The 24,014-nt window shown below is 55.7% G+C and carries 21 protein-coding genes; 5 read left to right on the top strand and 16 right to left on the bottom strand.

Going from position 1 to position 24,014, the window contains the following annotated elements; translation table 11 throughout:
- Positions 1-80 precede the first annotated feature (80 nt).
- From ACXAIA_RS13300 to soxR, 6 genes are all read right to left on the bottom strand, one after another.
- On the bottom strand, positions 81-1,436 hold the full coding sequence (locus tag ACXAIA_RS13300) for an HlyD family type I secretion periplasmic adaptor subunit (RefSeq protein WP_475349741.1): 1,356 nt from the start codon (positions 1,434-1,436) through the stop codon (positions 81-83).
- The gene (locus tag ACXAIA_RS13295; protein ID WP_475349740.1) at positions 1,433-3,574 is read right to left on the bottom strand and encodes a peptidase domain-containing ABC transporter; all 2,142 of its coding nucleotides are present in this window, start codon (positions 3,572-3,574) and stop codon (positions 1,433-1,435) included. The genes ACXAIA_RS13300 and ACXAIA_RS13295 overlap by 4 nt, the downstream gene beginning before the upstream one ends.
- Positions 3,571-5,295, bottom strand: a complete 1,725-nt coding sequence (locus ACXAIA_RS13290; RefSeq protein ID WP_475349739.1) for a peptidase domain-containing ABC transporter — start codon at positions 5,293-5,295, stop codon at positions 3,571-3,573. Before ACXAIA_RS13290 ends, ACXAIA_RS13295 begins: the two co-directional genes overlap by 4 nt.
- A gap of 199 nt (positions 5,296-5,494) precedes the next feature.
- Positions 5,495-5,902 (bottom strand): RNA-binding S4 domain-containing protein, encoded by a 408-nt coding sequence (locus tag ACXAIA_RS13285; protein WP_475349738.1) that lies wholly within the window; start codon positions 5,900-5,902, stop codon positions 5,495-5,497.
- A 97-nt stretch (positions 5,903-5,999) separates the two neighbouring features.
- A complete protein-coding gene (locus tag ACXAIA_RS13280; RefSeq protein WP_475349737.1) occupies positions 6,000-8,909 on the bottom strand; it encodes a helicase-related protein in 2,910 nt (969 codons plus the stop codon).
- Positions 8,910-9,066: 157 nt separating this feature from the next.
- Positions 9,067-9,528 (bottom strand): redox-sensitive transcriptional activator SoxR, encoded by a 462-nt coding sequence (gene soxR / locus ACXAIA_RS13275; protein ID WP_475349736.1) that lies wholly within the window; start codon positions 9,526-9,528, stop codon positions 9,067-9,069.
- Between the two features lie 112 nt (positions 9,529-9,640).
- On the opposite strand from soxR, the gene ACXAIA_RS13270 reads away from it, so the two are divergent.
- Entirely contained in the window at positions 9,641-10,231 is a 591-nt protein-coding gene (locus tag ACXAIA_RS13270; protein ID WP_475349735.1) for an NADPH-dependent FMN reductase, read from the top strand.
- 187 nt (positions 10,232-10,418) lie between these two features.
- Here ACXAIA_RS13270 and ACXAIA_RS13265 read toward each other — a convergent pair whose 3' ends face one another.
- Positions 10,419-10,745: an HPF/RaiA family ribosome-associated protein gene (locus tag ACXAIA_RS13265; RefSeq protein WP_475344701.1), complete on the bottom strand. Its 327-nt coding sequence runs from the start codon at positions 10,743-10,745 to the stop codon at positions 10,419-10,421.
- Positions 10,746-11,035: 290 nt separating this feature from the next.
- Between ACXAIA_RS13265 and htpG the strand changes: the two genes are divergently transcribed.
- From htpG to ACXAIA_RS13250, 3 genes are all read left to right on the top strand, one after another.
- The gene (gene htpG, locus ACXAIA_RS13260; protein ID WP_475349734.1) at positions 11,036-12,910 is read left to right on the top strand and encodes a molecular chaperone HtpG; all 1,875 of its coding nucleotides are present in this window, start codon (positions 11,036-11,038) and stop codon (positions 12,908-12,910) included.
- Between the two features lie 156 nt (positions 12,911-13,066).
- The gene (locus ACXAIA_RS13255; RefSeq protein ID WP_475349733.1) at positions 13,067-14,401 is read left to right on the top strand and encodes a deoxyguanosinetriphosphate triphosphohydrolase; all 1,335 of its coding nucleotides are present in this window, start codon (positions 13,067-13,069) and stop codon (positions 14,399-14,401) included.
- Positions 14,402-14,412: 11 nt separating this feature from the next.
- On the top strand, positions 14,413-14,643 hold the full coding sequence (locus tag ACXAIA_RS13250) for a hypothetical protein (protein WP_475349732.1): 231 nt from the start codon (positions 14,413-14,415) through the stop codon (positions 14,641-14,643).
- Between the two features lie 92 nt (positions 14,644-14,735).
- Here the strand turns inward: ACXAIA_RS13250 and ACXAIA_RS13245 are convergent, their stop codons facing one another.
- The 7 genes from ACXAIA_RS13245 to ACXAIA_RS13215 form a co-directional block, all read right to left on the bottom strand.
- Entirely contained in the window at positions 14,736-14,933 is a 198-nt protein-coding gene (locus tag ACXAIA_RS13245; RefSeq protein ID WP_167722486.1) for a YqaE/Pmp3 family membrane protein, read from the bottom strand.
- A 30-nt stretch (positions 14,934-14,963) separates the two neighbouring features.
- A complete protein-coding gene (locus tag ACXAIA_RS13240) occupies positions 14,964-15,812 on the bottom strand; it encodes an OmpA family protein (protein ID WP_475349731.1) in 849 nt (282 codons plus the stop codon).
- A 426-nt stretch (positions 15,813-16,238) separates the two neighbouring features.
- On the bottom strand, positions 16,239-17,078 hold the full coding sequence (locus tag ACXAIA_RS13235) for an AsmA family protein (RefSeq protein ID WP_475344680.1): 840 nt from the start codon (positions 17,076-17,078) through the stop codon (positions 16,239-16,241).
- Positions 17,079-17,272: 194 nt separating this feature from the next.
- Positions 17,273-18,070 carry an exodeoxyribonuclease III gene (gene xth, locus ACXAIA_RS13230; RefSeq protein ID WP_167722490.1) on the bottom strand — a complete coding sequence of 266 codons (798 nt, stop codon included), beginning with the start codon at positions 18,068-18,070 and terminating at the stop codon, positions 17,273-17,275.
- Positions 18,071-18,144: 74 nt separating this feature from the next.
- Complete coding sequence (locus ACXAIA_RS13225; protein WP_475349730.1) at positions 18,145-18,831, bottom strand: fumarylacetoacetate hydrolase family protein; 687 nt, start codon at positions 18,829-18,831, stop codon at positions 18,145-18,147.
- A 148-nt stretch (positions 18,832-18,979) separates the two neighbouring features.
- The gene (locus tag ACXAIA_RS13220) at positions 18,980-19,369 is read right to left on the bottom strand and encodes a hypothetical protein (protein WP_475344671.1); all 390 of its coding nucleotides are present in this window, start codon (positions 19,367-19,369) and stop codon (positions 18,980-18,982) included.
- A 159-nt stretch (positions 19,370-19,528) separates the two neighbouring features.
- Entirely contained in the window at positions 19,529-20,515 is a 987-nt protein-coding gene (locus tag ACXAIA_RS13215; RefSeq protein WP_475344668.1) for a 2-hydroxyacid dehydrogenase, read from the bottom strand.
- A 200-nt stretch (positions 20,516-20,715) separates the two neighbouring features.
- Here ACXAIA_RS13215 and ACXAIA_RS13210 point away from each other — a divergent pair, with 200 nt between their 5' ends.
- On the top strand, positions 20,716-21,231 hold the full coding sequence (locus tag ACXAIA_RS13210) for an SH3 domain-containing protein (RefSeq protein WP_475344667.1): 516 nt from the start codon (positions 20,716-20,718) through the stop codon (positions 21,229-21,231).
- 50 nt (positions 21,232-21,281) lie between these two features.
- Here the strand turns inward: ACXAIA_RS13210 and ACXAIA_RS13205 are convergent, their stop codons facing one another.
- Complete coding sequence (locus tag ACXAIA_RS13205; protein WP_475349729.1) at positions 21,282-22,331, bottom strand: flagellin N-terminal helical domain-containing protein; 1,050 nt, start codon at positions 22,329-22,331, stop codon at positions 21,282-21,284.
- Between the two features lie 179 nt (positions 22,332-22,510).
- Entirely contained in the window at positions 22,511-23,902 is a 1,392-nt protein-coding gene (locus ACXAIA_RS13200; protein WP_475349728.1) for a class I SAM-dependent RNA methyltransferase, read from the bottom strand.
- Positions 23,903-24,014 lie beyond the last annotated feature (112 nt).

Here is a 24,014-nt window from a genome sequence, read left to right as displayed (position 1 = left end):
TAGAACCACTGGTACAACCAGTGAAATATACGGCCAGGCAGTAGAAATGAAGCCATTTCCAGCGGGACCAGAAACTCTGCTCAGCGTTCGCTAAACGCTTGATCAAGAGAGACATAAACCGGCTTCAAAAGATATTGAAGAAGCGTACGCTCCCCGGTCTGAATATCGGCCTGAACCGTCATCCCGGGTATGATCTTCTGAGCTGTCGCACCCTCGCCGACAGAGTCGTCATTAAGCGCAACTTTGCCCTTATAATACGGACGTCCATCTTCATCAACAAAAGTAGAGGCCGAAATCGATACCAGTTCACCCTCGATCCCGCCATAGCGAATGAAGTCAAAGGCACTGACCTTGACCGTGACCGGCTGGCCCAGATGAACATGGCCGATATCCTCGGTCGAGATCCGGGTTTCCGCAATCAGGACATCATCAACCGGGACCAGCTCCATCACCACCTGTGCCGGGGCGATCACCCCGCCAATGGTGGTGAATTGCAGGCCCTTGATATAACCGCGCGTCGGCGCAACGATTTCAAGCCGGGCCACACGGTCACGCAATTTGCGCAGCGCCTCACGGGCCTGGGCGATTTCCCCACCCAGACGGCCAAGCTCGGTAATGGCTTCTTCGCGCTGGCTTTTTTCAAGTTCATTCAGCCGCAGATTGGCCTCGGCAATGGTTTCGCGTGCACGTGCCTGTTCGGCAACCACGCCGGAAAGATTGCCCTGTGCTTCGTTCAGCTCGCGCTGGATATTGAGAAACAGCACCTTGGAATTCAGCCCCTGCTCATAGAGCGAGCGACGCATGGTCACTTCCTGGCTTAGCAAATCAACCGACTTGCGAAGGGTTGCTTCCTGTTCGCTCAGCTGGGCCAGTTCGGCATTGCGTTCCTTGATCTGGACCTGAAGGATTTCATTCTGGTTGGCATCCAGTTCGGTCTGAATGCGATAGATTTCCGCCTGATTGCGGGCGAGTTCCGGATAGCGTTCATACAGGCTTGCGAAATCGGGTTCGCGCCCCTCGGCAAGGGCGCGGAAACGCTCGGCTTCAAGTTGCAAATTGCCAAGACGGGTTTCGGTTTGCGAAAGCTCCGCCTGGGCGCCATCGGCCTTAAGCCGGACAAGCACCTGCCCCTGTTCGACAAGATCACCATCACGCACCATGATCTGTTCGATGATGCCGCCTTCAAGATGCTGGATCTTGTTGACCGCACTTGTCGGCATGACCTGGCCAAACGTGATCGCGGTTTCCTTGATTTCAGTCGTGGCCGACCAGGCCACCAGGGCCAGGAAGCCAACCGAAAGCATCACCATCGCAGAACGCACAAAGACGGAAATGCCCCCCTCTTCGAGCAACACGGCATGCGAAAGATATCGCGCCATCCGCCGGGAGCGCTTGAACCGCTCGATCGCGGTATCCTGAACTGCTGCGTCACTCATAGGTAGCCTCCGTCTATCACTTGCTGCTTGATGCGGGCGGGCGGGCCATCCCCGCGCAACTGTCCGCCATCAAGAACAAGAATGCGGTCCGCCAAATCCAGATGACTTGGCCGATGGGTAATCAAAAAGATGGTCGACCCGCCGCGCAGGCGATTGATCGTGCTTTGGAAGGCACGGTCTGCGCGCTGGTCAAGACCATTGGTCGGTTCATCAAACAGAATAATCGGCGCTTCACGCACAAGCGCGCGTGCCAGCGCCAACCGCTGCAAGAAGCTGGCCGAGAAGCGCGATGAATGCTGATCGCCAACACGGGTTTTGAACCCGTTCGGAAGGGCTTCGACCTCATCAAGGATGCCTGCCGCCATACAGGCCATGCGCAAATCATCACTGGACGCCACCGGATTGGCGAGCCGCAGGTTTTGTGCGATGGAGCCACGGAAGAACTCGATATCCTGGGGCACATAGGAAATCGCCTGACGCAGGGTCTGCGGATCCATCTGACGGATATCAGCACCATCAATCAGGACCGCCCCCGCTTGCGGCTGATACATGCCGGCAATCAATTTGATCAGCGATGATTTACCCGCACCATTGGCACCAACCACGGCAACCACCTGCCCCGGTTTAATTTCGAAATTAACCCCCATCAGGGCGGGATCGGAATCGGCGGTGTAGCGGAAACTGACACGCGAGAAGGTTACAGCGCCTTCAAAACGATGCTGTTCGACCGAGCGCGGTACAAGATCGCCTTCGGGTGCAATCGTCATAAGACGGTTGATCTGACGTACACTGCCGCGCAGCTGTGCCAGACGCGGCATGCCGAGAAACGCCTGATTGATCGGCCCCAGAACCCGCCAGGCCAGCATCATTGACGCCACCAGCGCACCGACACTCATTTGCGCATCCATCACCCGCTGCGCCCCAAAGGCCAGAACAAGTGCGCCCGATGTAATCATCAAAACCTGGGCAGATGTGTTGATCACGTTATTGACCATCGCCACCCGATAACCGGCATAGGCGGTGTCAGCCGAAATATCGCGGAACCGTGCCAGCCAGCGTTTTTCCGATGCGGTGTATTTCAGCGCCGACATCTTGCCAACGGTTTCCACCAGAAACTCCTGACGGTTTGCGCCATGGCGGCCAAGTTCGGACACACGCCGTGCGACGATCGGAAACGCGACAATCCCGATCAGGGCAAACACCCCAATCAGCGCAATCGGGATCAGGGCAAGCCAGCCGCCAAGATAGAACATGACAATCAGGAAAAGCGGCACAAATGGCATTTCCATCATCACCAGTGCCATCGGCCCGGTAAAGAACTCACGCACGCTCTCAAAATCGCGGATACGCGAAATCTGCACACCCACCGGTGCGCGTTCGGTAAAGGCCGGTGGCAGGGACAAAAGCCGTTCGAAAATGGCGCCACTGACCAACGTGTCAAGCCGCGCGCCAAAATGGCTGACGATCTGGCTTCTGAGCGTGCGCAAAATCCAGCCAAGGATCAGGATAATCCCGATCCCGATGGAAAACTGGATCAGCATCGGGATCGAACGCGTGCCAATCACCCGGTCATAAATCCCCATGATGAAGATCGGGGTGGCCAGCGCCATGATGTTAAGAACAAACGTCATGGCCAGCAATTGATACCCGAGCCCAGAGAACCGGTCGGCAATGCCACCAAACCAGCCACGCTTGTCGTCCTCGAAATAGCGTTCGCGTCGGTCTGCGGCAGAGAACTGGTAAATCTTGCCTGGTAACGCCGAAAGCTTGATGACGAATTCCCGGTCCGTGCCGCCATCAAAGACCCGCACACCGTTTTCTTCAGGGCGGATCACGACAAGGGCGGTACCTTCGTCCGGGACGAACAGGCAGGGCATCAGACGTTCATCAATCTGATCAAGCGTCGCATCGATTTCGCGCGATTGATAGTTCAGATGCGCCATGACGTTGCGGAAATCGGTCAGATCAAGCGCCTGGTCCATATGCGGCAGGGCTTCGGCAACCTGACGCGGCAATCCCCGCCATCCCAGCGCCTGAAGCAACGGCCAGACACAGGCGTCGAAATCCGAAAGCGCATCGGTGCTGGCAAGCCCCATACGGTAATTCAGCGCGAAGTCCATGTTTTCGAGCTTTTTCATCGTGCCCCCGTCCCGGAAGAGGCCGGACGCCCGGCATCCTTGGCTGCATCCGTGGTTTTATTCGTGCGTCGCAAAACCGGTACCAGATGCTTGTCGATCAGACGGTATTGCTTGTTGGCCATCGCAATCAGGGATGGACGATGCGATACCATCACCAGCGTGCAGTGCTTTTTAAGCTCCACCATCAGGCTGGTCATGATGTTGTCACCCGCGATATCAAGCGAGCTGTTGGCTTCGTCAAACAGGACAATACGCGGATAGTCAATCAGGGCCCGCGCCACGGCAATGCGTTGCTTGACCCCGCGCGGCAGGGTTTCCGATGCCTGCCCGCCAACTTCGGTGTCATAGCCTTCGGGCATGCGCATGACGATGTCATCAAGGCCCAGGCGACGCGAAATCTCGATCACGCGTTCAACGCCGATTTCCTTGCGAAAACCGGTAATGTTTTCAAGGATTGTACCTTTGAACATCACGCCATGCTGGGGCAGATAGGCGATCTGACGGCGGGTGGATTCGGCGGTGTAGTCTGCCGGGTCCCTGCCATCGAGCAGCACTTCGCCACGATCCGGACGCAAGGCCCCCATCAGCAACCACAAAAGCGTTGTCTTGCCGGTCCCGTTATCGCCGGTAATCGCGATGGAGTCGCCCGGTTCAACAACCAGATCAAGGTCCTCGAATATCTTTTTGCCATCGGCATGCGAGAACCCGACATTGCGCAGTTCGATCTTGCCATCAAGCAACGGCATGTCGGCCGAGCCCAGCGCATCTTCTTCTTCGATTTCAAACAGCTCGTTGACCCGCTGCCGGGCAACGCGAATGTTCTGGAATTGCGTCCACAAGGTCATGGCGCGCTGAAGTGGCTGGATCGAACGGCCCGAAAGCATCGTACACGCGGCAAGTCCACCAACCGTCAGTTCGCCGTTAATCACAAGCACACTGCCAATGGCGGCCACCAGCACCATGGTCAACATCGAAAAGGTCGCGCTGGCATTGACCGCTGCATGGGCCGACCGGGCTGCGCGCAAGTCATCCCCGGCGCATTGTGTCTGCAACTGATCGTGGCGACGGATCATCAGGTTTTCCATCGCCATCGATTTGATGGTGTGGATGCCGGTCAGGGTCTCAATAATGAAGTTATAGCGCCGTTCATCTGACTGGCTGCGATCATCAAGGGCACCACGAAGATCGCGCCCAAGAAACATTGCCGTCAGGAAGAACGCCAGAAGAATGCCAAGCGGCACAAATACCAGATGCCCGCCAATCACTGCGATCAGGGTCAGGAACAAAACGATGAAGGGCAGATCAACCACCGCCCCGATCGCCTGCCCGGAATAAAAGTCACGCAGCATGTTAAGGCTGTTAAGCCGCTGAAGATGCAAGCCAGGTGCAGTCTTGCCATAGTCGGTCAGACTGGCCGAAAGCAAGTGCCCGACCGCCTGTTGCGAGCTGTAATGCTCGAACTTTGCCGCCGACAACGAAGAGATAAAAGCGCGCCCAAGGCGCAGGACCGCCTCAAGGACAAGCGCGCCCAGCACCCCGAAAATCAAAAGGGTCAGGGTCGGGATGGAGCTGTGCGGCAATACGCGATCATAGACCTGCAAAAGCGTGATCGGCAAGGCAAGCGTAAGCAGGTTGATCACCAAAGCCGTGATTAACAACGCAAAGCGGCCTGTCCGCAGGTGCGACAATGTACCGATATTCAATCGAGACCGACGTCTCATCAGGCTGGCGAGCTCCCGAACCTCACAAAATCCACCACACCAAAGTGTGGGATATATACAATGAGATAGGATACATACCCGATTGCCCCATTCAACGCAAGAAGATCGTGGCGAGAATACAACCTGATGTGAACCATCTTACCCCGCCTTGGCGGGTCTTGATCAGTTGCGGTATAAAGATTGTCTATACCAACGCATGCTATGCATTGCTGTCGTCGCCACGCAGCCGGTCGAGTGCGCGACGTTCGGCCTTGGTCGGGCGTCCGGCCCCGGCTTCGCGCTTCGCAACCGGCGCGGTGCGGATATCGGATGCGACATCCATTTTCGGAACTTTCGGTGGGGAATGATCGCTATATAGCGTCTGTGCCTCGGGCGCGGGACCGCGACGTTCGCCAAGGGCGACGACCTCGACCACGCGCAAATGCGGTCCCTGAAAGAATTGCAGGCGATCACCGGCCACCACCATGACGCTGGCCTTCGATACAGATTGACCGTTCAGAACAATATGGCCAGCCTGACATGCCTTGCTGGCAAGCGATCTGGTTTTATAGAACCGCGCATGCCAAAGCCATTTATCAATCCGAAGCTTTTCTGCCTGTTCCGTCACGGCCACCGATTTCCTGCAATCAACGGGATATTATACACTTGGAAAGCAGAACGGCGACCCGCAAGGGTCGCCGTACAACGCATGATATCTGATACGATCAGCCCTTGGCTTCAAGCATTTCCTTGAGCTTGGCAAATGGCGAATCTTCGTTGATCTGGTTGGCCTTTTCCGGTGCCTGGTTGCGACCGCCGCCCGGCTTGCCACCACGGCCACCTTTGCCGCCCTGGTTCGGACGATTGCCGCCCTTGCCTTTCGGGCCGCCTTTACCGCGTGCTTCCTGACGCGGGCCACCACGTTGACCACGGTTCTGACCACCACCGCGTTTGCGACGATCAACACGGACGAAGTATTTGACTTCGACCAGTTCGTCACCATCGGCATCGGTCTCGACCGCCGGGGTTTCAGCAGCTGTTTCTTCGGTCGAAGCCGCAGATGCGTCAGCAGCAGCACCTGTCGGTTCAGCCTTTGCCTCAGCGGGAGCAGCTTCCTCTGCCAGGGCATCGGCCTTGGCTTCGGTTGCAGCGGCTTCAGAACCTTCTGCCTTTTCGGCCTCAGGCTTGGCTGCCTTGGCAGCTTCCTCGGCCTTTTTCTCGGCTTCCTTGGCTTCAAGCTCGGATTTCTTGACCTTGGTTACCTCGGCACGCCAGCCAAGGGCGGTGAATACACCTTCGGCCTGCTCGACCGTGCAGCCCAGAAGCGACAGCAGATCGGGATCCGGGCGCACCTTGCCATCATTTTCACGCGCCTTCTGACGCAGAAGGGCAGCAAAGCGTTCCAACATATCCACGCGTGCGGCAAGCGGGCCAACCGGCATGTAACCAGCCGCAAGATAGAACCCCTTGGAATTCGCACGGTCATTCGGGACCGACGTACGACCCGCTGGCGGCAATTCCGGCAAAGCTTCCAGTTCGCGCGCAACCGCCCAAAGAATGCCGCGCAGCTCAACCGGATCGGGTTTGAGCGCATCAAGCACATGGACAGTTTCAACACCAAGACGCACGCCAAGTTTGGCAAGTGCCTTGCGGTCTTCGTCAGACAGGTCCTTGACCAGGCTTTCGAGTTCCGAACGCGGCACACAGCCCAGACCTTCGTTCAGCTGGAACAGAAGACCGCGAATCGGTCCGGACAACTGACAATCGCGCAGGCGGGTCAGCATCTTCAGACGCGCTTCGATATGGGCATTGATGAAATTCTGCAGACGGGTGCGGACCCGTTCGCGGGTCGGACCGTCAAAGAACTCGCTATCGATGACATGAACTTCGGGTGACAGAACCGTGTCACCTTTTTTCAGCACACCAACCTGCGCACCATTCCATAGCACTTCAAGCTGGCCATTCACTGCGAACTTGTCGTCTTCGTCAGTTTCAAGTTGTTTAACACGTTGGGCGATTTCGCCGGTCAACGCGCGACGTGCGGCACTGGCGATTGCCTTGCCTTCAAAAGCAGCATCGGTTTCATCAGCAATGAAACGGAATCCGTCAAGACGGCCGACAAATTCACCTTCGACCTGTACTTCACCATTCGCAGTGATGGTAGACATGAGTTCAGACTTGTCCTTGAGACTTTTCAATAAAACCGAGGTTCGTCTGTCAACGAACCTTTGGGTCAGGCGTTCATGTAGCACATCTGAGAGCTTGTCCTCAATGGCCCGCGTGCGTTCTTGCCAATGATTGGCATCTTCGAGCCAGTGATGCTTGTGCGATACATATGTCCAGACGCGAATACCTGCCAAACGTGATGACAACTGATCAATATCACCATCATAACGATCCAGACGCAAGATTTGTTCTCCCAACCAGTCGATGGGCAGTTTGCTTCCGGGTTTCGCAAGATAGCGATAGATAGATGTTAGCAGCCTTGGATGGGCATCGGTATGGATATTTCTGAAGTCGGGAATCTGGCAGACTTCCCACAATAACTGCACCCGGTCGGGGGCAGTCGCGATGCGTGCGACATCCTCATTGCGCGCCAAATGATCAAGCATGATCTCGTCCACCGGTTCGCGCGCCAGAATAAGGGTCGGATCGTCCGATCGCCGACGCAGCGATTTCTGAAGCGCACCGACGGTGCGGAAATCAAGCCGCGCATTACGCCAGAACACCTTGGCAAGCGGTTCGAACTCGTGATCTTCGATCTGTTCGATGATATCGGGATCAATGCCTGAAAGGTTCCCGGTCACCCCGAAGGTGCCATCATTCATGTGACGACCGGCACGGCCTGCGATTTGCGCGGTTTCGGCTGCCGTCAGGCCGCGGTTGAACTTGCCGTCAAACTTCTTCATGGCCGCAAAGGCGACATGGTTGAGATCAAGGTTCAACCCCATGCCAATCGCATCGGTCGCGATCAGGTGTTCGACCTCGCCATTCTGGAACATCTCGACCTGGGCATTACGCGTGCGCGGGCTAAGCGCGCCGAGAACCACGGCCGCCCCGCCCTTTTGACGTCGGACCAGTTCGGCAACCGCATAGACTTCCTGTGCGGAGAATGTCACCACGGCGGATTGGGCTGGTAGGCGCTGGATTTTCTTCGCCCCGTTATAGCTCAGGGTCGAAAACCGCTCCCGGCGGTCAAATTCGACATTATCAACCAGCTTGCGGATTACCGGGCGGATGGTTTCCGCCCCCATGAACATGGTTTCATGACGACCGCGCGCGTGCAAAAGCCGGTCGGTAAAGACATGGCCGCGCTCCGGATCGGCGCACATCTGGATTTCATCAATCCCCAGAAAATCGACCTGCTTGGCAACCGGCATGGCTTCGACCGTGCACAGGAAATAGCGTGCCGTTTTGGGCAGGATACGTTCTTCGCCGGTGATCAACGCCACCGCGCCCTTGCCGACCTTGGCGACCGCGCGATCATAGTTTTCGCGTGCCAGAAGCCTGAGCGGGAACCCGATCATCCCGGTCGTATGCGCCAACATCCGTTCCATGGCCAGATGGGTCTTGCCGGTGTTGGTCGGCCCCAATATGGCAAGGATACGAGGACCGGTTCGGGTTGAAATCTGCATCAAACTTTTCCAATCGACAGCCCAATGATCCGGGCCGTCGCAATCAAGAGGCCTTTCAACACGCGATCCGGCGCGATGTCAAGCTTTCTGCCCGCGATCACCGCCCTGCTCAAAGCGTTTCAAAATCCACAGATCACGGGGGTGCTGGCAAACGTGCCTATTCGTCCTCAAGTTCGAGCAATCTGGCGCCTGGGCCATCACCGCCCAGCGCGTCATTCGGGTTATAAAGCGGGCAGGCCGAAATCGACAAACAGCCACAGCCGATGCATTGCCCCAGCTGATCGCGCAAACGGGTCAATTGATCGATCCGTTCATTCAAATCATCGCGCCATTGCGATGAAAGCTGTTCCCAGTCTCTGGCTGTGGGGACCGTATTGCGCGGCAGTTCCTCAAAGGCAGCGCCAATTTCCGCAAGCGGGATGCCTGTCTTCTGCGCGACCTTGATAATGGCGAGTTTACGCAACACACCGCGATGGAACCGGCGCTGATTGCCATCCGTTCGGATCGAACTGATCAGGCCCTTGCGTTCATAAAAATGCACGGCCGAAACCGCAATGCCGCAGCGGCTTGCGACTTCACCAACACTCAAATAGCGCTGCAACACGCCCTTTTCCGCCATTTTCCTCGCCCTCGCCGACATTTCACATTCATGCAGTTTCGCACTTGACCTTAACCTTTGTTGAAGTTCTAGAACAAGAACCATTGAACAGAAAACAACAGGAGTGAGCGTTGTGAAAGAGACATACAATGTCGCCGTCATCCTTGGCAGCGCCCGCGAAGGACGCTTTGGCGAAACAGTCGCCAATTGGGTCGTCGAAACCCTGAAGCACGATGATGAGATATCGATTGATCTGATCGACCCTGCGAAGCTTGATCTGCCATCCCGCCATGTCGGAGCGGAGCACCCTGGTGTTGCAGACCTTCAAGCTTCGCTTGCGGAGGCCGATGCCTTTGTCGTCGTCACCCCAGAATACAATCACAGTTTTACGGGCGAATTGAAGCTGCTGATTGATGCCGCCAAACCGCAATGGAAACGCAAACCGCTTGCCTTTGTCTCCTATGGCGGGATGTCGGGCGGATTGCGTGCGGTCGAACAACTGCGACTGGTCTTTGCCGAACTGCATGTCGTGACCATGCGCGACGTCATCAGCTTTGCCCATGCCCATGACAAGTTTGATGAAACCGGGCAGCCAAAAGACATTGAAGGCACCAACGCCGCCCTGCATCACATGATGACGGATCTGAAATGGTGGGCCAGTGCCCTTCGCGAAGCCCGCTATCCGCATGCCAAGCTGCAATTGCTTGATGCCATAGCATCCTGAACCGCGTCCTGACCGACGTCACACCCGTCGGCCTCGCATCAGCCCACCCCTGTTTGAAAAGCTCCCCCACCCCTGGCAGGGACGGGCTGATGCACCACCCTTTGCCCCCGGATCCAGGGGCCTTTATGCGAAACGGGGTGACCAGATGGTCACCCCGTTTTCTTTGTCTTTCAGACGTTCTGAAACCTTAGTGGTTTCGCATCTTGTCGGCATATTCCTTAAGCTGCCGACGTGCCGCCTGGAAACTGTTTTTCAGCGCGATATAGACATCTTCATGTGCATGATCTGCACTGTCGCGTTTCACCATGATTTCCTTGCCCGGCACATGGATGCCGAAATGCACGGCAAAGCGGTTTCCATGGTTATGAGAAGCTTGCGGGCGTTCCACCACAACATGACAACTGGTCATGCGATCGAAGGTCTCTTCCAGTTTTTCCACCTTGTAACGGATACGCTCGTCCAGCGCATCAGACTGATCAACATCACGATAGGTGATTTGAACGGGAACCTTCATGGTACGGCCTCCTGTTTAAAGCCTTGGACGCAGGACAGGGCATTGCACCCTGCCGATTAACCCGGCCTGTTTTTTAACGGCTCGGGGACTTTCAGGAACGCTTCCAAAATTCTGTCTGCGTCCCTGTAATAAAACCGTCTTTCTTTATACTTAGGATACAAGACTTGCGCTGCAAGATGCGTTGACGCATATCAAGCCCGGTTTAAAGTTTAAGCCGTTGAGGTGTCGGTTCTTCTGCCAATATCGGAGGAGACTGACAGACGCTTGAAACAAAGGAGAAAAAAGAGGTCATGACGGAAGAAAAAATGCGGTTCGAGGCGGAAGTCAGCCGACTGCTCGATATCGTTGTCCATTCGCTTTATTCCAACAAGGATATCTTCCTGCGCGAGCTGATCTCCAACGCTTCTGATGCCTGCGACAAGCTGCGCTATGAAGCGATTGCGAAACCGGATCTGCTCGCTGGTGATGCCGACTTCAAGGTGCGCCTGCTTACCGACGATGTTCGTAATGTTCTGACGATTGCCGATAACGGGATCGGGATGAACAAGGAAGACCTTGTCGAAAACCTTGGCACCATTGCCAATTCGGGCACGGCCAAGTTCCTTGATGCTGTTTCCAAATCCGAGAATGCCAAGGATGTCGATCTGATCGGTCAGTTCGGTGTCGGTTTCTATTCCGCCTTCATGGTTGCCAACAAGGTCGAAGTCGTCAGCCGCAAGGCGGGCGAAGATCAGGCATGGAAATGGTCATCTGATGGCAAGGGTGAGTACACCATCACTGATGCCGACATGGAAGGTCGCGGCACCCAGATCACCCTGCATCTGAGCGATGACAACAAGGAATTCACAGACGAACACCGTCTGCGCCATATCGTCAAAACCTATTCCGACCATATCGGCATTCCGGTGGTTCTGATGAAGGGCGATGGCGATGAAACACTGAATGAGGCGTCCGCACTCTGGACCCGCCCGAAAAGCGAAATCACCGAAGAACAGTACAAGGAATTCTACAAACACACCTCGCATGCCTTTGATGATCCGTGGAAAACCATCCACTATCAGGCAGAGGGTGCCATTGAATATACCGGCCTTTTGTATCTGCCCACCATGCGCCCGTTCGATCTCTATGATCCGCAGCGCAAAGGCCATCTGAAGCTTTACGTCCGCAAGGTCTTCATCACCGAAGGCGCGGACGAGCTTCTGCCGCCTTGGCTGCGTTTCGTGTCCGGTGTGGTCGACAGTCAGGACCTGCCGCTTAACGTCTCGCGCGAGATGCTCCAGGACCATCCGCTGCTGACCAAAATCAAGAACGGCCTGACCAAAAAGGTCCTGTCCGAACTTGAAAAGGCTGCCAAAAACGACGCCGAAGGGTTTGAGACCTTCTGGGAGAACTTTGGCGCGGTCGTCAAAGAAGGCCTTTACGAAGACCAGTCCCATCAGGACCGTATCCTCAAGATCGCCAAGTTCCGCTCGACCCATGGGGATGGCTGGACCACCCTTTCTGAGTATGTCGAACGCATGAAGGAAGGCCAGAAGGCGATCTATTACATCAGCGGTGAAGATATCGACGCCCTGAAACGCAGCCCGCAGCTTGAAGGCTTTGCTGCCAAGGGGATCGAGGTCCTGCTTCTGACCGATCCGGTTGATGAGTTCTGGATGCCGTCTGTTGGACAGTTTGAAGAAAAAGACTTCAAGTCGGTCACCCGTGGCGGTGCGGACCTCAATGACATCAAGTCCGATGACAAGGATGCCGACAAGGACGACAAGAAGGACGAGGATGCAAGCGATGCATCTGCCCTGATTGCCGCCATCAAGCTCGCCCTTGGCGACGGGATCAAGGATGTTCGCGAATCTGATCGCCTGACCAGCTCGGCCTGCTGTCTTATTGCCGATGAAATGGGCATGGATCTGCGCATGGAACGCCTGATGAAACAGCACAATCGTGTGGATGAAGTCAGCCCGCGTATCCTTGAAATCAATCCGAAGCACAGCCTGATCAAAAAGCTGTCTGATATCGCCACCAAGGATGCCAAGGCCCCGATCCTGAATGACGCAGCCCTGCTGCTGCTTGATCAGGCCCGCATTCTTGAAGGCGAAGCCCTGCCCGATCCGGTCAGCTTCGCGCGTCGCCTTGATCTGGTGATGGAAAAGGGTCTCGGTGCCTGATCACCGCAAAAATCCGATCTTTGCAAAACGGCGCATCATCTGATGCGCCGTTTTCTTTTGGTGTATCGCAGAATTTAAAATGCTTATTTACCAACAAGCGGCATAAACATCCCAGATAGCGAAGAACCCAAGTCCGACCGGAAGGCGCGAAACACGATGACAGCGATGATGAACTGGCAAAAACTGCTTTCACCGGCGCGCCTTGGCACCCGTCATTCCAGTGTCGGGCCGTTTGGCCGGTCAGATTTCCACAAGGATTATGACCGCATCATCTTTTCCGCGTCCTTTCGCCGCCTGCAGCGCAAGACACAGGTCCATCCCCTACCCGAAAATGACAATGTCCATACCCGCCTGACCCACAGCCTTGAGGTCTCCTGTATCGCACGCTCACTCGGCCTGATGGTGGGACATCAGTTGCATGAAAAGGGCAGCCTGCCCGACGCAATTGAGCCCGACCACATGGCCGCCATCGTGCAGGCCGCAGCCCTGTGCCATGATATCGGCAACCCGCCCTTTGGCCATGCTGGTGAATATGCCATTCGCCAATGGTTTGTTGATGCAGCCCCGGAATACACCCAAAGCCTGAGTGCTAAACAGTTTGCCGATTTGACGACCTATGAGGGAAATGCGCAGGGCTTCCGCCTTCTGACCAACAAACGGACTGGTCTGTATGACGGTGGTATGCGCCTGACTTATGCGACCTTGGCCAGTTTCCTGAAATATCCCTGGTCGGCGGCCGGAAGCCCCTTCCCGCACAAAAAGAAGTTCGGCGCCTTTCAAAAGGAATTTTCCCTGCTCGAAGATGTCGCCGATGCCACTGGCCTGATTCGAACCGGGGATCAGTCATTCTGTCGTCACCCGCTGGTCTATCTCGTCGAGGCGGCGGATGATATCTGCTACGCCCTGATCGATATCGAGGATGGCGTGGAACTTGAACTCGTCGAGTTTGATGTCCTTGAAAAGATGCTTCTGCCCTGCATCTTTGATGACCTTCCTGCCGAATACGCCTGGGAGCCCAATTCCAGCCGCAAGATTTCCTTCCTGCGCGGCAAGATCATGACGGGCTTGCTTGATGCATTGGTAAACGCATTTGTCGCCAACGAAGAAGCTCTTCTGGCTGGCGAATGGAAGGGCGATCTGCTGGCCTGTGCTGATGGGCCCTATAACGATTTGATCGCACAAGCCAAGTCATTCTCGGAAAAGCAGATCATTCTAAACCGTCGCAAGGTCCAGATCGAAGTCGGCGCCTTTGCCCATCTCGAAACCTTGCTTGAGACGTTTTGCAAGACCGCGCTTGACGTCCACCACGCCAGATCAGAAGCCGATATTTCCTATCGTGCCGGTCGGGTGCGCGAGCTGATCGGCAATGATGCCATGCCTGTTGGGGCGTCTCTTTATGATCTGTATCTGGTCATTCTCGATTATGTATCGGGCATGACCGATGATTTCGCCGCGCGCCTTGCCCGCGATATCGGCGGCGGGCAGCACTAGGGGCCGAACTCATGTGGTTGATTGGTCGCTTCATCGCGCGGTACCGGCGTCGCACCGCGTTCCTCGGTGCCGGGGCGCTGGCAGCCGTCATCTATGGCCTTGTCGAACAAAGCACCCGCCCGGAGATCGAGGCATGGTATTGGCCATCCGTTGCCAGTGCAGTGACGTTTTTTGTCACCCGATTTGTGATCTCGCGTCTGATTGGCCGGTTCATCGGTGGTGTGCGCCGCAAGCTTCAATAAAGACTGCTCGGCCCAATAAAGAAAGGCAGGCTCGAAAGCCTGCCTTCTGTTTCTGGATTTGCGGCTGCCTGCCATCTGGCGGACAGGGCGGGTCAGTCCTGACCACCACCCATTGCGCTGTTGATTTTCTTGTCGGTGTTATACTGGCTGAGCGAGTAAACAGCCCAGATTGCGGCTGGAACCCAACCGACCAGCGTGATCTGCAAGATCAGGCAGATGATGCCGGCAATCGGACGCCCGATGGTAAAGAAAAGCAACCAGGGCAGAAGTAGTGCGATCAATAGACGCATGGATGAAATCCCCTTTTTGGTTCGACGTGCTTACATGCCGTCTTCGAAAGTAACCGTCACAACGCGGTTGCCCTGTTCAGCAACGCCATCAGCGGTCGTAACCGGCACATTGGACTCACCGCTGATGCTGATGATCAGTTTGCTTGCCGGGATACCGGCATCACGCAATTCCTTGACCACCGCATCGACACGCGATTTGGCAAGAATGTCGTTATACATTGCATCGCCAGCGCGGTCAGCATAAGCAGCCAGGCTGATCATTGCCGGGTCATATTTTCCATAGGCTTCAACGATACCATCAACCACAGACATCGCCTTGTCACTGACCTCGGCACTGTCGAACCCGAAATAGACATTCATCGGAACCGGCATCGGCATCGCTGCCATCGGGGCAGGTGCGGTATCAAGTTCGGCCTGAACAATCGCCAGGGCCTGATAGAAGGCCGAACGGCAATTATCGATGTCTTCCTGCTGGATGTTTTCTTCGAGTTCCTGCAGCCAGCAGTCAAAACCGGTCTGCGCACGGGCAGCAGCACTTGCCGCCTTTTCACGACCACCAGCCTCAAGGGCAGACATCAGATCCGCGCGGGCAACCTCAACCTCGGCCATGGTGCCTTCGGGCAGGTTACGCTCGGCGATTTCCTGCGGACCGGCATCCATGCCCATGGCCGCGGTCTTGGAACGGTTGGTGAAATAACGCGCATCCGACCAATCGGCTTCGTCGTACTCGGCCTGGGCAAGATCAGCGTAATTCTGGTGAAGAGCCGCGTCAAAAGCCGACCCTTCGTCGGCCATCTCGCGTACTCTTGGAATGTTCATGTTTGCGCACGCGCTCAAAAAGGCAGCGGCGGATACAACGGCAAGCAGTTTAGCTTTCATCGGTTTTACTCCTTGGTCTTACCGACTATCGGGATCCCGTTCCCATTTTTCAGGCCCGGTGACGTTTGTTCCCAACGTCTTTTCTGGCCATCGTTGCGGGCCTTGTGACCCGTCAGTTTCCGTGCCGTTCTTGTTATCAATCAGATCAAAGACCTGACCCCGAATGCCGACCAGCCCCAAGCTCATGGTCAAGCGCCCCAAGACAACACAGATTGTGGATATACTTAATCCCTATCCAGAAATATATAGAAGTCAAATTCATGGAAAAAAGCAGTGGGATAGAGAAAATTCAAAAACAGCCAACATCATGTCCCGCCTGCGACGTGGTCAAGACGGATGCCCGATACCCCTGAACAACAACGGCCCGACGCATGATGTTCATCCGTCGGGCCGAAGATCAAATAAGATCAATACGATCAATTGGTGCTAGTCCGAAGAGCCGCCAAACAGTCCCTTCACTGCACCACCAAGCGCATCAGCACCATCTTTCAGCTTAGCGCCACCGCCACTGGCGGCACCACCGATCGCACCAACCACTCCTTTGCCAAGGTCACCGACACCCTGCATCAAACCATCAACATTCAGGCTGGAAACTGCCTTGAAGACAGATGTGTTGATCGCAGTCAGGATCTTGCCCGCGACTTCGGCCGGGGTTGCGCCGCCATCGTCCTTGCCAACATCGCTCAGATGAATTTCAGGCAGGCTGGTCGAAAGTTTCTTGCCCTGCAGGAAGCCTGCCGATACGCCGACATCGCCATTGCGAACATAGACATCATCAATAATGATCTTGGTCCCGCCTTCATCCGCGGCACCACCGCCGGACGCTTCGCCGTCTGCCCCGCCCGCACCGGTCGGGCCGGAGACACGCTGAACAAAGGCTTCAACATTGCGCTGGATGGTGGCGATGTTTGAACTGCCATTGCCGAGTTCGTAAATTACGCTGGGTGAATCAACAACAACCTCGATGATACGGATGGTATCGCTGGTCAGGGTCGTGCCATCAAGCCGGACCGAAATATTGCCAAGCGAGAACGCATAATCGCTATTGAACCCGTCCGGGTTCCCCACCACAAGCCCGTTGATGGCAGCGGTATTTTGCGTTGTTTCAATCGATACCCCGTCAACCGTGACATCGGCCAAGGTCACACGCGTGCCAGCCTCTTCGATGGTGGATTTCACGATGTCATCAAGATTGACGTATACATATACAAGCCCGCCAACGACCAAAACGATGATCGCGGCCAGACCAATCAGTATCTTTTTCATTGCCCGTATCCTGCGTAGTGAGCCACCGAAACTGCGTGAGTTTCATCCCTATGAAATCAAATGGGCACGCATCTGGTTTCGTTCAACCAGAAGAGTTGCGCTGATCTGCCTGACAATCAAGTTATTTCACATGACAAAACAGCGGATTAGGTTTCCCTGATCCGCTGTTTTCGTTTGGTTTGATCGCGCTTTTGTCAGAGGTTGAATTCAACCACAACGGGGGCATGATCCGACGGTTTTTCCCAGTCTCGGGCGGGATCATAGACAGATGCCGTGCGGACTGTTCCGGCCATATTGGGCGTCATCCAGACATGATCCAGGCGACGTCCCTTGTTGCTCTTGCGCCAGTCGCGCGCACGATAGCTCCACCAGCTAAACAGCTTTTCCGGTTCCGGCACCACTTCGCGTACGGCGTCGATGAAATCGCCTGACTGGCGGAATTTCTCAAGAATTTCCACCTCGACCGGGGTGTGGCTGACAACGCGCAAAAGCTGCTTGTGCGACCAGACGTCATTTTCCGATGGGGCAATATTGAAGTCGCCCACCAGAACCGCCTTTCGATCCGGGTTGGCGGCGCGACGTTCACGCCACCAGCTGGTCATTTCATCAAGGAAAGACAGCTTGTGGGCAAACTTTTCATTGATTGCCGGGTCCGGTTCATCGCCGCCCGCCGGGATATAGAAGTTATGAAGTTCGACACCGTTTTCAAACTTCGCCATGCAGTGACGGCGATCTTCCTTGCCACAGAAATTCTTGATATCGGTTTCAACGAACGGCAGGCGCGATACAATCGCAACCCCGTTATAGCTTTTCATGCCGTGATTATGGCGATGCACATAGCCCGCCGCTTCAAAGGCATCATGGGGGAAATGCTCATCCGGGCATTTCAATTCCTGCAGGCAAAGCGCGTCAGGCTGCTGTTCTTCAAGGAACTTGACGACCTGTTCGATACGCAGACGAACGGAATTGATGTTCCAGCTTACGATTTTCAAAACGGGCTCCGTTTTCATACTTTTAAGGAGTGGCTTTTCGACATGGGCTCCTGACCCACGATCCGCCGCGCGTCCTATTTCAAGGTAACGGACAGGTCCGCAACATCGGCAATCACCAGATCCATGCGATCCCCGCGCACGACCTGACCAACGCCTTCGGGCGTTCCGGTAAACAGAAGATCGCCCGCCTTGAGCTCAATCAGGGTCGAAAGGTGCATCAGCGCATCAACCACCGGCCAGATCATTTTGGCCGTGGTATCGTTCTGTCGGACATCGCCATTGACCGACAGTTTCAGATTGGTCGCATGCGGATTGCCTGCGTCGGCTTTGGGCCGGATGGCGGAAATGGCCGCACAGCCATCAAAGGATTTCGCCATATCCCATGGCAGGCGACGCTCCTTGAGACCCGCCTGAACATCGCGGCGTGTCATATCAAGACCGGCGGCATAACCGAAAATAGCGTCTTCGACAGCGGCCCGATCCAGATCCTTGCCGCCTTTTGACAAGGCCGCCACGAGTTCGCCCTCGTAATGCAGATCTTCGGTCCCCGAGGGGTATGGCAAATCACCATTGTCAACCACCAGGCAGTCGGTCGGCTTCATGAAGACACAGGGTGGAGTATCCGAGGGGTCAGAACCCATTTCGCGAACGTGCTCGGCGTAGTTCTTGCCGATGCAGAAAATGCGGTTTACCGGGAAAACGTCGTCAGAGCCCTGAACCGGAATGGTCGTCGGTGCAGGTGCGTCGAAGATCAAACTCATGATGACCCCATGTTGTTTATTCAAACTGTCCAACAGTCATAAACAAGCACGGGTCAGAAAGAAACGAACAATCCGATTAGAACAGCTTCTACTGTCAGGAATTGTCAGGAGGGGCAACGCGATTGGTTTGGGTCGCCCCCAAAAGCGATCAATGCAGCTTTTCGCGCAGGATCATATCGCGCACACGGGCCTTTGCGGCCTGCAAGACTGCGAATTTTTCCGGGTCATGCAGGGGCGGTACCGCAAGGATCAGAAGCTTGGTGGTTTGCCCGGCATTGACATGCAGGTGATAACGCTGCCCTTGCTCAATCGAAATGCAGCTATCATGGCCGTCGAACACATGGCCATGACCATCGGAAACCTCGACATTGCCGGAACGCACAAAAACGATCTCTTCGGCATGACGGCTCTGGACGCCCGACACCACGCATGGCCCCGTCAGGCTCAGCTCGCGCGTTGCAAGGCATGATGCGACATCGTCATTTGCCGGGGTCGCCAGAACGTGATCAGCAGCAGTCGTCTTTGACAGTCTTACCATTTGTGCATTTCCCGAAGTTAAGATCGCTCAGAGTGAACGCCGGGAAAATGCCAATATCGCGCCTACTGCGATATCCACATATGGGGAGTGCAAACAAAAGGGGTGATACATCCGGTATCACCCCTTTTAAATCGTTATGAAATCTCTATGAATTGCGGATTACAGTAATCCTTCGATCACCCGGTCTGGCGGTGTGTGACCGTCAACAAAGGTCTTGATATTGATCAGGACCTTCTCGCCCATATCAACGCGGCCCTCAATCGTGGCCGATCCCATATGCGGCAGCAGAACCGCATTTTGCAACTCCAGCAATTTCGGGTTTACCGCCGGTTCGTGTTCAAAGACGTCAAGACCTGCACCAGCGATTTCGCCATCGGCCAGCATCCGCGTCAGGGCCAGTTCATCGACGATTTCGCCACGGGCGGTATTGACCAGAATGGCATGCGGCTGCATCAGTTTCAGGCGACGCGCAGACAGCAGATGATAGGTTGCTGGCGTATGCGGGCAATTGACCGAAATGACATCGACATGGGCCAACATCTGATCAAGGCTTTCCCAATAGGTCGCATCCAGTTCCTCTTCAATATCCGGATGGACACGCCGGCGGTTATGGTAATGCACCGACAGGCCAAATCCCTTTGCCCGGCGCGCAAGTGCGCGACCGATACGGCCCATACCAACAATACCGAGCCGCTTGCCCCAGATACGATGACCAAGCATCAATGTCGGGCCCCAGCCATCCCATTCACCTTTGCGAATAAGGCGCTCGCCCTCTGCCAGGCGGCGTGAAACCGAAAGGATCAGCGCCATGGTCATATCGGCGGTATCTTCGGTCAGGACGTCAGGCGTATTGGTGACAGTAATGCCGCGCGACCGTGCGGTTTGCAGATCGACGTGATCGACACCGGTGCCGAAATTGGCAATCAGACGCAAGTTTGGACCGGCATGGGCCAGAACCGCCGCATCGATCTTGTCGGTCACGGTCGGCACCAGAACATCGGCTTCCTTGACCACCTCGATCAGCTCCTGCTTGCTCATCGGCGCATCGTCGATATTCAGACGCGCGTCAAACAGTTCCATCATGCGGGTTTCAATCGCTTCCGGCAGCTTCCGGGTCACGACGACAAGCGGTTTTTTCTTGGTCATGTGCCGATCCTATGCGGTCTTTTAACTCTTTTTCAGACAATATGCGGCATGTTGCATTTTCATGCCCTGTCGCACTGCAGTGATGCCATGCCAAAAGGTACAAAAGCAAGGATTTTGACGCATTTTTTGTAATTTTATTTCGCAATCGCGAATTTTTACAAAAGCCGCGCAAAAGAAATAAACGAGGGAATACCAACGAGATGCCGCAGATTTTGCGCAAATTTCTGTATCGCTTCATGGCTTTGGCGATTCTGGGCAGTCTGACCACGCCGATCGTGGCCAGCGCACAGGAATCGGGCCTGCCGATCCCGCGATTTGTCGCACTGCGCTCGGACAAGGTGTTTCTGCGCGCCGGTCCTGGGCTCCGATATCCCAAAGTCTGGATTTACCATCGCCGCAACATGCCGATGGAAGTGGTTTCGGAATTTGACACCTGGCGCAAAGTCCGCGACTGGGAAGGCAGCGAAGGCTGGGTCCATCAAAGCCTTCTGATCGGATCGCGCCATGTCATTGTAACAGATGAAAACATCACGCTGTATTCCGCAGCGGATAAAAACGCGCGCAAAATTGCACTGGTTTCGGCCAGTGTCATCGGCAGAATCGAAGATTGCCCGACCAATGTGGACTGGTGTCAGTTGCGGTTTGGTGATTTCGAAGGTTGGGCCCCACGTCACGGATTCTGGGGCATCTATGAAGGCGAGAAAGTCGAAGGTTAAAGCGCGAAGGATCAAAACCCTTCACCACCGCCCCCTACCTCTGATCAATATCAGGCGTCGACTGAAACCCGATTGACCGGGCGGTCTGTACCGGTAACACCACCGCTGCTGCCAAAGGTGCCATTGCCGCCGCTGTCATATCCGCCAAAGGCCGGCACCCCAAACGGCTGAACTGTCTCGGTACCATTTTCAAGGAAGTCCTGATCGGCCAATGTGCCGTCATCTTCTGCGTTCGGATCAAAGATCGGGTCTTCTTCACGCTCCGGCACAGGATCCGGTCGCGGCTCTGGCAGGGTTATGCCGCCCACGGCAACCGACTGGCTGGCAAGTTGGCTTGAAACATCCCCAAGATACGCCTGCAGGTTTTCGGAAATGCGTGCTTGCGCATCCTCGCGGCCAGTGGTTTCGGATGCAGCCAATTGCGCCTGCAGGATGTTTTCGCCCGCAACCTGGGAAACACGGTTTTGATCCTGCGCGGTTTGCAGGCTGCCCTGGTCTGCTGCCAGCGAAATTTCGCGATCACGCAGGGCTTCCTGCGCCTCATCAACCAGTGTTCGGGCATTGGTAACACCCGCACTGTCGGACACATCAATACTCGAAAGCCCCGTCGCCAGATCCTCGGAACTGGATGCGGATAGTTCGACATCAATACGGTTGTCCGATGATGTCCCAGTTCCGACCTGAAGCGTGATCGTCTGATCAGACGCCAGAAGATCGCGATCCTCAAAGCTGCTATTGGCAGCGATATCGTCGATCTGGGTCAGGTAATCTTCGATCTGCGCATTGAGTTGTGCGCGCTGCTGGGTGGAAAGGTCGCTGTTTTCTTCTGCGACCGTAACCAGCGCATCGATCTCGTCAAGCGCATCACCGATCCGGGATAAGTCGCGGGATGCCTGACCAAGCAGTGAACTGGCATCACCAATCGTGCTGTTGAGTTGCGAACTGGTATAGCCCGCCCCCTGAAGCGAGTCGGCATTGCGGTTTGTATTCTGATTGTCTGCGGAAAATTGGCTGTTGTCAGACGCAATCAACCTGTTCTGCGGTGCGATTGCACGCGCAGTGTTGGTATAGATCGGCAGCTGACTGGCCAGTGGTTCCATCGTTTCTCCGCTCAAACAAGCCGGCAAAACAACTACGTGCTGCACGGGCAGAAGGATCGAGTGTTCTCGGCCCCCTGCCAACCTGACCATCCTGGTGTCCGGCGGAAATACCAGCTACTAGTATAGTATATCAGTGAAGAAAAATTAAGCCCCAAAGCACACCGGTCCGAAAACCGGCCTTAGCCATTGGTTGCACGCCGCAAGATCGCAAACAATTCAAGATGTGACGACCACAAGAACTGATCCACCGGCACGACTTTTTCGATCTCGTAACCCGCGTTGCGCAGCACCCGCATATCGCGGCTAAACGTTGCCGGATTGCACGATACGGCAAGCACCCATTCCGGCCCGTCAGCCGCCAGGGCCTCGCACTGGGCCAGGGCACCGGCACGCGGCGGATCAAACACCACCAGATCAAAATTGCGTAACTCATCACCCACAAGCGGCTGGCGGAACAGATCACGCCGCACAACCTTGATCGGGCTACCCGATTGCCCCACCGCGTATTGCAGCAATTCAACCGCACGCGGATCGCTTTCAACCGCCGTCACCGAGCGCCGCTTGCCTGAAAGTGCGAGCGAAAATGTAAAACTGCCCACCCCGCAGAAAAGGTCGGCGACGTTTTTCGGGGCGATCTCTGTCACCGCAGCCTTGATCGCATTCACAAGCGCCTGTTCCCCTTCGCGGGTGGCCTGCAAAAAGCCACCGGGCGCAATCGGGACATCGATCTTTTCAAAATGAACAATCGGGGTATGACGCGCGGCAAGGGGTTCATCCGGACGATCGCCGGTCTTCCAGCTCAGCCGTGCGATATTCTGGTGATCGGCAAACTCTGCCAGATCCTGGCGCATATCGAGATCGGGGTCATTGGCCGCCTGGATCAGCACATCCAGTCCTCTATCGGTCAGCGTTACGAACACTTCCTTGATACCGCGCGCCTGTTCCGGCGTGCTTGCCTCAAGAAACAGCACAAAGGCTTCGCGAAACGCCATCAATTCCGGGCGCAAAACGGCGCAGTCCGGCACATTAAGGACCGTATGGCTAAACCGCCCGTGGAAGCCGACAAAGACGCCCGTCGCCCCGACATGCACCGAAAAACCGGCACGGCGGCGGCTTCCCGGCGGCGAGATTTCAACATCACCGATCAGGTCATCTGCATCTTGCGGATCAATACCGGCCCGCTGAACGGCCACCTTGGCCTTGTCGCGTTTCCAGATACGGTAATCATCATCATTCATGTGCTGCAGCGCGCAGCCACCGCATTCCTTGAAATGTGCACAGCGCGGCGTGCTATAGCCACTTGCACGGGCGATTTCGGAAACAACTTCGGCGCCATAGCCATCGCCGCGCTTCTGGCGCAACGCAACGCGCACCTCATCGCCGGGCAACACGCAATCGACATAGATCAGCACCGATTTACCATCCGGTGCCGTCACATGGGCGATGCCGTCGCCGCGCGCACCGATCTGCTCGACGGTGACGTCGGCTTCAAACCCGATCAGTGGATCACGCCGGGATGGCTGACGCTTGCGTCCCCCACGGGCACGGGGATTGCGGTGATGGTGTTTCATGATCTCTCTCTGGGGATGATCTTCACCGGCCTTGACTGCGGGTGCCGGATTTCCGCCTGAAATACACCACTTCACGTTTTCAGAACAGGGGCTAAGACGGATTTATTATCGA

This window comes from Thalassospira sp. ABL2_045 (genome assembly GCF_056161285.1).
Note: the sequence above shows the minus strand (reverse complement) of the source record. Positions and strands in the feature narration are given on the sequence as shown.